Source organism: Halorubrum laminariae (assembly GCF_024494655.1).
Taxonomy (GTDB): Archaea; Halobacteriota; Halobacteria; order Halobacteriales; family Haloferacaceae; genus Halorubrum; species Halorubrum laminariae.
Genome location: NZ_JANHDL010000031.1, coordinates 1 through 7,328 on the forward strand (window position 1 = coordinate 1; position 7,328 = coordinate 7,328).

A 7,328-nucleotide genomic window follows, 5' to 3' on the forward strand; every position below is an offset into this window, starting at 1 on the left:
TGTTTCGTGAGATAAAACGTCGAACTACCTGTTTCTCAAACTGTTTCAGCAACGCCGACGCAGAAACTGCTGACGAGTGGCTCAGATCGTTCGCTTTCGCATGGAATCAGCTTATCTGAACACTACCGCCCCGAGCATCGCAAGAAACATCACGGCGAATGTCAACTGAGCTGGCGTTCGTAGTATTTCTCTCGCAGAGACATCGGTATACTCCCGCCGTCCAAGATACTCTACGATGAACTCGGAACCATGAGCGATCACTAATGCTCCGATTCCGAGCAGGAGATTGATCGAGAGTACTGTTGTGTGATCAACTGAAAGCCAGTATAACGCGCTTGGTGGAATAACTGTGAGTGCCCATGTTCCAAGCATCGAAACCCCGAACGGGATGTTTCGTGGATAGACTGGCGGCCAGCCCGGTTGAGGGCACCACCCACCTCGCTTTTCTCGGAGCTCGTGTAACGGTTCGATCTGACCGACAACATCAGGTGACCCGCGCTCAGCAAAGAGTGATTTCACCACCCCCAACAGGACTGTACTGAACGCTTCAATCCAATAGATAACAAGCAGTGCCCAGAGATCCCATCCAAAAGCAACGACGCCGACAAGCGGCACAAGATTTGCGCCAATCAGGATGAGGCTTGTGAGCGACCGGTATGGTGAGGTGGGGGGCAATGTATACATACTCGCGTACGGGGTACCAACCGCTTGAAGCGACTCCTGAATATATCGTTTGATCATAGATATTCAAGGCGGATACCCGCGACTTTAGGCGCGGGAGGAAGCCGACAACAGGGACACAAACTACGTTCGATAGCAGGCTAACTCCCCCACGCTAATTCAAATAATTATAAATACAGGCTTCTACATATGAAACACAGATGGTGGGGGATTCAAGCACTCGAACCGTACCCATCAAACTCGATGTGGACGAGAGTGCTGCGGCCCTTCTTCACCAGACAACCGATTGCTTCCTTGATGCTGCTAACCACGTCGTGGACACAGCGTGGGAACCCGACTGAAAAATTACCAGCAAAACCAAACTCCACGACCTCACGTACTACGACGTTCGAGACGACTCACCGCTCCCAGCCAATCTCGTGCAAGCCGCACGGAACCGCGCCGCAGAAGCCGTCAAAGGAGTCGTCGCACGATGGAAGGAAGGCAAGAAAGCCTCGAAACCACACTTCACGTCACGGTTCGCCAGCTACGACGCAAGAACCGTCACCGTCAACGACGACCACGCCACGCTCGCCACCATCGACGGGCGGGTCACCGCCTATTTCATCCTCCCTGATGAACGTCGTGACACGCCACATTTGGCGTACTTGTTCAACGACGATTACGACGTGAACGGAGCCACGCTCCACTACGATGAGGTTGAGGACTGTTTCTATCTTCATGTGCGGACAAAGCCCGCCGTGGAGGACGATGAGGCCGAACAAGGCGATACCAAGCACGTCTCCGTCCTTGGTGTTGACCTCGGAATCACAAACATCGCAACCACCTCAACCGGCGAATTCTGGAGTGGCGGCGAACTCAACCACTGGCATCGAGAGTACGAGAAGCGACGAGGCGACCTGCAACAGATCGGCACTCGCTGGGCTCACGAGAATGTTCAGCGGGTCGGTCGCAAGCAAACTGGGCGCTTCGAGCAGTTTCTTCACACGATCTCGAACGAACTTGTGAAGGAAGCTCTTGAGAACGACTGTACGCACATCGTGTTCGAGCAACTCAAAGGTATCCGAGAACGCCTTCCTCACGCGAAGGCTGTTCACAAGTGGGCGTTCCACCGACTCTACGAGTACGTCACGTACAAAGCCGAGTCTAAAGGGGTTGAAGTGAAGCAGATTAATCCGGCGTACACGAGTCAGCGTTGCTCGAAGTGCGGGTTCACCCACGAGGATAATCGCCCGCACAACAATGGGCAGGATGAGTTTGAGTGTTTAAAGTGTGGGTACGAGGTTCACGCGGATTACAACGCGGCAAAGAATATCGGTCTGAAGTATCTCCGCGATCAGCAAAAGTCTGGCCGTGGAGGCGCACCCGTAGGCGTGCGCTTGAACAGCGGGACGTTGAACGTGAATGGCGAGTATTCGCCTGCCCCTTTGACGGGTTAGAACAGGAGTTCACGCTGAATGCCACGGCCTTCAGGCCGTGGTAGCTTACTGGCTCTGTCGAGGTCCGGTATTCGTCTGGTGATTGTGGCTGTGCCACACCACACTGTCGTTGCCAAGCACACCCGGATGTCACCTCGTTGTGCTAGGACTGACCGTCAGCAGCGATCAGATCGGACAGCGCGAAGAGGAGAACATCATCTCGGGACTCACCGACGCGTTTGAGGTCATCAGTGTATCCGGAGCGGCTACACAGGACATATACTGGCTCCCCGTCTGCTGGCCCCTCTGACCACCGCACTTCCGACGCGGTTCGCTCAAGATCCGCAAGGACACCTTCGCTTACAGGCTGGGACGTGAATTTACACTCGCCGACGACGAGTCCCTCGTTTGTGAGCCCGAGGATGTCCAACTCGTGTTCTTTGAACCACCACTGTCCGATATCCCTGAACTGTCGATCAATCAGATCTGGGACCGCTTCCTGACAGAGCCGTTCGAACAGGGGGCTCACGTAATCCGCGAGGTCCGGTGCCACGAGGTCGTCGTATGCGTCGTCGCCGAGGAGGTGGAGTTGATCCTGATTCCCGTACACGAACCGGAACCAGAATCGGAACAGCGGCGCTGCGATCCGGTACCGTCCGCGTTTCGACGCCGTCGGTGATTCCGTCACAGGGATGTGGCGTTCAACGAGACGAAGACGCCGAAGCTTCTGGAGATACGTGCTGAGTGACCCCGACTCCACGCCGGCCATGCCCGCGATCTCGTTCGGCGTTCGACGACCGTGAGCGAGCGCCCGAAGGATACTGAAGTACGTGTTTGGTTGCCGGAGTTCCGTTCGAAGCAGAAATTCGGGCTCTGAGTACAACAACCCACGCTCTGATAGGATCGCTTGTTGGACGTTCTCTCCTAACGGCTGGTCGGGATCGATCGTCTGAAGGTAGTACGGTGTGCCGCCGTAAATCGACCAAGCGGCGATCGCGGTCTCCGGGTCATACGCCGGGAAGAACTTGTGGGCGTCGCCGACGGAGAGCGGCTTGAGATCGATCGTTGCTGTCCGCCGTCCGTACAGCGGTGCACTTCCGGAAAGCACCTTGTCTTCCATGACGCTGATCGACGACCCGACGAGCACGAGCGTCATTCCCGTCTTCTGTAACTCTGTGTCCCAAACCCGTTGGATCCGGGATGGTAGTGATTCGTCTTCGTCAATGAGGAAGGGGAACTCATCAATGACGACGATGGCATCTTCATCTCCCAGCGCTGCAAGCAGTGTCTCCCAGTCACGGCGGACATTCTGTAGCGACGGGAACTGTGCGGTGGCAGTCTCCACGAACTGCTCACGCTGATTTTGAGCTGTGGACTCAACTGCTTGGTAGTACACCGAATCGTTCCGATCAGCGATAGATTGTCTGACGAGTTCGCTCTTCCCGAGGCGGCGACGACCATAGAGTACGATGAAATCTGCCGTCTCGGATTCGTAGCAGTCCGTGAGCTGATCGAGTTCCACATTTCGATCAACGAATTGTTCCATACCACCCGTTCAACTCCTATCCAAATAGAACCCCCGATTTTGGAAATTACAATTTCTGAAATCTCGATTTCTTTATTTGGTTCCGTCTGTGGCTGCGACCAGCGTCGATACTTCCCACCATCCCGGCCGGGCTACGCTCCCCCAGAAACTGTCAGGGACGTGCCACACCAGACACCCGTCGCCAGGAGGATAGACCAGCGCTTGGTTCGGTGATGGACGTCGCCGCCGGTCACAAAGAGACCACCGAGAAGCGGCTCTAGCGCGGTGACATCACTCGTCGACGACAGTGGCTTCTTCGGGAGAAGCGATCTTGACCTCGGCGGCACCACGCTCGATCTCCTCGGGCGTCGTCCCCTCCGCATCGGCGAGTAACTCTGTGAGCTCCTCGTCTGAGATGATGTTGGCGTCGGTCGGTGCTTCGCGACTCATGTCTCTTCTTTCTAGTATGAGTCAATAAGCACCGATAGGAGATTTGCTTTCGCGGGGTGGCTCCGTCGATCTCGCATCCGCGTGCCCCCGAAAAGCCGAACTACTCCTGACGCCCTATGTTCATCTCGTCGTCGTCGCGTTCGGTGGTGATCATCGCGCTTCGCAGGTCCTGAAACTGCTGTGAGTCCTGAATATCGCTCAGGCTGATACTGGGGGCACTCGACGCATCCCTGTCCGTGGCCACGCCGCTCGTGAGGATACTCTGGATGCCCTCCTCGATGCTCATGTCGATGTCGTAGATGTCCGACTTCGGGATGTACGTCAACAGGCCCCCCGTGACCGGGTTCGGCGCCAACGGGAGGAATATCGAGACCATCTCCTCGTGACCGGTCGAGTCTTCGATCGTCACCGGCGAGTCGCCGGTCTTGAACCCCAACACGTAGACGTGCTCGTCGAAGCACTGGACGAGCTTGACGTCCTGGAACTTGTCGTCCTGTTCATCGAGAACGACGTCGCCCATGCGGCGGAAGCTCTTGTACACCGTTCCGATGCCGGGGATCGAGGAGACGATTAGATCGAACACGTCCACGACCTTCTGCCCGTAACGATTCCGGCCGACTGCCCCGACAACGCCGATGACGAGGACCAACACCGTGATCGCGACAAGCTCGGAGAAGAACGCGACCACGTCCGAGTAGATCCCGATCTCAACGAGCAGTTGGACCGCGCCGCCGGCTTCGGCTCGTTGGATGACGCCGGCCCACTGTAGGAGTCGAATGAAGGGGTCCAGTGCGTTCCGGATGAACTCGATCGCGATGCTCGCGATATATAGGGTCACGATAACCGGGATCATAATCGCGATCCCCGTGATCAGCGAATCGTATATCCGTGTATACAGCGACTGTCCGGTCTGTTTGGCTCGGCTCGTGACTCGGGTGGAGGACTCGGGGTCGTCGGGGGACGACATGGGACAGAATACTCAGTCGCCGGTAAATGTGTACTGTCTCCGGTCAACAAGCTCACCATACTCCGCTCGTCTCAGCGGGGACGCTGTCTCGGCAGTTAATCCTCCGGATCGGGACGAATGGTGATCGTGCTTGTCTATCTTTCTACGAGGAGAGAATCCCGGCGTTTACGCCGGGAGTGAATCCGACAATGCTGACACAATCCATTTCGCTGCGTATCGAACTCAATTGTCGATTTTTAGCTACCCTCCGTTCACAATACGCTTTACCAACGGATGATCGGATTGCCGGGGGGTTCGACGCATATTTCGCCGTTGGCGGCGACCTCCTCGTGAATGAGTCGCTACCGGACGGCTGGCCGCTTCGTGTTGCTGTGTGCGGTCTGGGGGACGGCGTTCATGGCGACGGACGTCGGCCTCGTAGATCTTCCCGCCGTACCGTTCGCAGCCGTGCGCTTCGATGTCGCTGCCGTGCTGCTGTTCGCCGCCGTTCTTGTCTCTGGTGCGGACGTCCGTCCTCGGACTCGGGATGACTACGTCTACGTGCTCGTCGGCGGTGCCCTCATCATTGGCGCCCATCACGCATTCCTCTTTGCCGGCCAGCAGTATGTCACGGGCGGTGTCGCAGCCGTTTTGTTGGGGCTCGTCCCCGTGGTGACGCCCGCTCTCACGCGGCTCGTTTCCACCGATGAGGAGTTCACTTCTGCCACTGCGCTTGGCGTCGCGCTCGGGTTTGTTGGTGTCGTCATCATCGCTGACCCTGACCCCGCGAATCTCGCGGACAGTGTCCTTGGTGTCGCGCTCGTACTCGCATCCGCACTCGCGTTCGCTGTCGCCGCGGTCGTCACCCACAGCCGATCGCCGTCGATGCCGTTCGTATCCACGCAGGCGTGGATGATGGCCGTCGGCGCGATCGTCCTCCACGCCGCTGTCCTTGCGTTGCCCAGTCAGTCGTTCGCGACTGCCACGTGGACGTCGTCCGCGCTTGGCGCCATCGCGTACCTCTCTGCGGTCGCCGGCGTCGGCGGCTTCCTGCTCTACTTCACGCTCCTCGACGACCTCGGCCCGATCGAGATGAGCTTCATCGAGTACGTAATCCCCGTCTTCGCGGCGCTGGCAGGCTGGCTCGTGCTCGGGCAGGAGGTCACGTCTGCGACTATCGTCGGGTTCGCGTTCATCCTCGCGGGGTTCGTCGCCGCGAAGTGGCGGGCGCTACGTGGGACATTGCGGCACATGGTTACCGATCACCCGAGGAAGTCCTCCTGAACGCATTCGTTGGGTGTCCTTGCTCGTAATAGCCTCTTGATAATGCGAGAGTGTACAAAGATATATGAGAACTCCGCGCTAACACTGTCGCAAGAGGTCCACACATGTCCGAATCCTCGCGAGATGAGGTCCCGTCATGGACTGAGTCGATGAGCGCCCGCGACCGTATTCGAGCGGTCGCCGAGACGCTTCGCGAACCACGCTCAGTTAACTGGATCAGCGAGCAGGCCGACGCCGCCTGGAGCACGACTAACAAGGAACTCCAAAATCTCGTCGACCAGGGGCAGCTGTGTCGGGTTGAAGCCGGCGAGACCACGCGCTATCAGCCGGACTACACGCGCCTACTCTTCGAGGAGATCCGGACGCTCATTAAGGAGAACACCCGCGAGGATCTGCGCAACGAGTTGGCCGCGATCACCGAGGAGATCGAGGGGTGGCAGGCGACCTACGACGTCGAGATGTGGGAAGATCTCGAACAGTCGCTCGCTGACGGCGACCTCGCAAGTGCCGAGCTTCGAGAGCGCCGCGACGTCATCGCGTTCTGGCGCGAGAACGAGGAAGATCGCCGCCTCATCAAGCACGCACTGGAACTCTACTCCGACGTCGAAGCTGCTCGCAAACAGATGGCCGACGTGGCCGACCGCGCCACGAGCTAACCTCTCTTTCACACAAACCGTGGTTAGCGCGATATTCTCGGACTCCCCGACGTCACTCGTCGACGACAGCGGCTTCTCCCGGAGAAGCTATCTCGACCTCGGCGGCACCGCGCTCGATCTTCTCGGGCGTCGTCCCCTCCGCATCGGCGAGTAACTCGGTGAGCTCCTCGTCTGAAATGATATTGGCGTCGTCCGGTGCTTCGCGACTCATGTCTCTTCTTTCTAGTATGAGTCAATAAACCTATAGTAGTCGATAGAACTTTTTACTCAGAAATATATGTTGCCTGTAATGGATCACCTCAACGAGATCTCTGTCGAAGAACTCCAAGAGGCGCTTGACAATGTTGATGGAAACAAGCCGACTCAAC

General features: G+C 57.6%; 7 protein-coding genes and 2 pseudogenes. 4 read left to right on the top strand and 5 right to left on the bottom strand.

Translation table 11 applies throughout. The annotated features are described in order from the left end of the window. A pseudogene (locus NO887_RS18260) lies at positions 1–119 on the top strand (IS6 family transposase); the annotation flags it as partial. Here the strand turns inward: NO887_RS18260 and NO887_RS18265 are convergent. After that, positions 112–684, bottom strand: a complete 573-nt coding sequence (locus tag NO887_RS18265) for a DUF6498-containing protein (protein ID WP_256419595.1) — start codon at positions 682–684, stop codon at positions 112–114. The pseudogene NO887_RS18260 and the gene NO887_RS18265 sit on opposite strands and share 8 nt — an antisense overlap. 197 nt (positions 685–881) lie before the next feature. Here NO887_RS18265 and NO887_RS18270 point away from each other — a divergent pair. Beyond that, positions 882–2,120: pseudogene (locus NO887_RS18270) on the top strand (RNA-guided endonuclease InsQ/TnpB family protein). 142 nt (positions 2,121–2,262) lie between these two features. Here the strand turns inward: NO887_RS18270 and NO887_RS18275 are convergent. The 3 genes from NO887_RS18275 to NO887_RS18285 all read right to left on the bottom strand — a co-directional run bounded on the left by NO887_RS18275 (position 2,263) and on the right by NO887_RS18285 (position 5,041). Beyond that, positions 2,263–3,645, bottom strand: a complete 1,383-nt coding sequence (locus NO887_RS18275; RefSeq protein WP_256419596.1) for an ATP-binding protein — start codon at positions 3,643–3,645, stop codon at positions 2,263–2,265. 270 nt (positions 3,646–3,915) lie between these two features. Beyond that, positions 3,916–4,074: a hypothetical protein gene (locus tag NO887_RS18280; protein WP_256419597.1), complete on the bottom strand. Its 159-nt coding sequence runs from the start codon at positions 4,072–4,074 to the stop codon at positions 3,916–3,918. Positions 4,075–4,174: 100 nt separating this feature from the next. Next, positions 4,175–5,041 carry a DUF502 domain-containing protein gene (locus tag NO887_RS18285; protein WP_256419598.1) on the bottom strand — a complete coding sequence of 289 codons (867 nt, stop codon included), beginning with the start codon at positions 5,039–5,041 and terminating at the stop codon, positions 4,175–4,177. Between the two features lie 333 nt (positions 5,042–5,374). Here NO887_RS18285 and NO887_RS18290 point away from each other — a divergent pair, with 333 nt between their 5' ends. Together NO887_RS18290 and NO887_RS18295 are read left to right on the top strand one after the other, a co-directional pair. Continuing rightward, positions 5,375–6,304, top strand: coding sequence for a DMT family transporter (locus NO887_RS18290; protein ID WP_256419599.1), 930 nt, complete (start codon positions 5,375–5,377; stop codon positions 6,302–6,304). A gap of 104 nt (positions 6,305–6,408) precedes the next feature. Beyond that, positions 6,409–6,960 carry a DUF7342 family protein gene (locus NO887_RS18295; protein ID WP_256419600.1) on the top strand — a complete coding sequence of 184 codons (552 nt, stop codon included), beginning with the start codon at positions 6,409–6,411 and terminating at the stop codon, positions 6,958–6,960. 52 nt (positions 6,961–7,012) lie between these two features. Here NO887_RS18295 and NO887_RS18300 read toward each other — a convergent pair whose 3' ends face one another. Continuing rightward, positions 7,013–7,171, bottom strand: coding sequence for a hypothetical protein (locus tag NO887_RS18300; RefSeq protein WP_256419601.1), 159 nt, complete (start codon positions 7,169–7,171; stop codon positions 7,013–7,015). Positions 7,172–7,328 lie beyond the last annotated feature (157 nt).